The 1,592-nt window shown below is 47.4% G+C and carries 1 protein-coding gene; it reads right to left on the bottom strand.

What is annotated here, in order from left to right; all coding sequences use genetic code 11:
* Positions 1 to 856 precede the first annotated feature (856 nt).
* Positions 857 to 1,231, bottom strand: a complete 375-nt coding sequence (locus tag GT019_RS31485; protein WP_161747400.1) for a hypothetical protein — start codon at positions 1,229 to 1,231, stop codon at positions 857 to 859.
* Positions 1,232 to 1,592 lie beyond the last annotated feature (361 nt).

Below are 1,592 nucleotides of genomic sequence, written 5' to 3' on the forward strand. Positions count from 1 at the left end.
CCGATGGAATTTAGGACCAAGGCCGCTTAAATAATTTTCGTTTATTTATACTGTCTACTTGACGGGGTGCAGTTCACACATATAGCCGGCTGCCGTTGTGTTTAATAACTTTTTAATTTGCAATAGTTCAGTTCCGATTGGCATTTTTAAGCTTGCTTACTTCTTCCTCGAGGTGACCGATTCGTCTATTTAGTCGGTAAATAACAGGAATGAACAAAATTAGAATTAGGATAATCCAGCCGCTTGCACTCAAGATTCCATCACCTCGTATAGTTTTTATTTCGGTTACCTTACTGATAGTAATTTTTTTTACTAATTTGGCATTGCCATCACATGATCCTGCTGCTCGTTAGCGCAACGACGGCTGCCGTCGGATCAGAACTGAGCTATCGTTCCAGTCGTTTAACTAACTTCAAAGGCGTCTTCGCCACGTAACAGCCACATATACACCAGCCACCAATAAAATCACACCGTATATCGCCAGCCTCGCCTCTCCAGGCGAGTCGAACATTCCGAACTCAATATTTAGGATTGCCACGACGGCGAATGCTGCCCCTACCACCAGAAACGAAATAAGCCACGATATAAGTTTCTTCAGCAGATTCCATCACCTGTCCCTGATATCAATACGCTTTGAGAAAATGAAATGTAACTATAGTTCCCCGCTAACTCAATGGCACCTCGCTAGATATCAATAAATTTTAGTGTTCCTGGCTCGTATTGAAACATGATTTCAAGGTGAGCTTTTATTGATTGAACTTGATCAGCTGCAACATCGAACCTAATCTGGATTTGATTTGGTAATTCAACCGAGGGAGCATAATCCACAAGCACAGACTGCAATCCACTCCAGCCCTTAACCTGTACGGTTCATCCACGTACGAAACAAGCTTTCCAGCTCGTCGCTTTTAAACAGGTACGCCTTGTCACCCGATCTCGGGATCAGTTCGATGCCGCCCGAAGTACCGATGAGTAGTTCGTCCGTCGTCCCGTCCTTGTAAATGATCGTCGCCCCGCCCGCACCGCTATAACTCATACCTAGCGTGAATCCGTCCATCGGCGCATGCGCCTTCAGGTCGACTGCCTGGGCACGCTCTTCCTCGGATAAGGACGGCGTATTGGCCGGGATGTCGATCTTGATCTCCTGCACCTCGCCGGCAAGCAGCCGCTTCTGAAATGTAGACGCGAAGCCGGAGCTCCCGCCGCCTCCAATTGAACAGCTCGAAATCATAATGACGAGACCAACTAGCGATCATACCAACCGCACGGTTCGTGAAGAGCGCCGCTTCCGTCGGTTCGGCATCCTTTATGCGCCAGCCGATCGAAAGGTACCATGCCGGGTACGGAAATAACACATTGAAAAGCCCAAGTAGCATGAGTAGAAAACTTCCCACCGCCAACGCCTCCTTTCCTCTTCTGCAAGGTTATACGCGGCTATTTGAGATTTCGTTGCAAAGAAGAAAAGGATCCACTGCAAGCTGCAGGAGATCCATTTAGTTCAACTATCGTTGCCCGTTAGTCATAATGAACGAGGCGGCCCCAATCGCTTAACGTAGGTTGCATGTGGATACAATGTGTAGTGGATTCTACTT

Source organism: Paenibacillus glycinis, from assembly GCF_009909185.1.
GTDB lineage: Bacteria > Bacillota > Bacilli > Paenibacillales > Paenibacillaceae > Paenibacillus_Z > Paenibacillus_Z glycinis.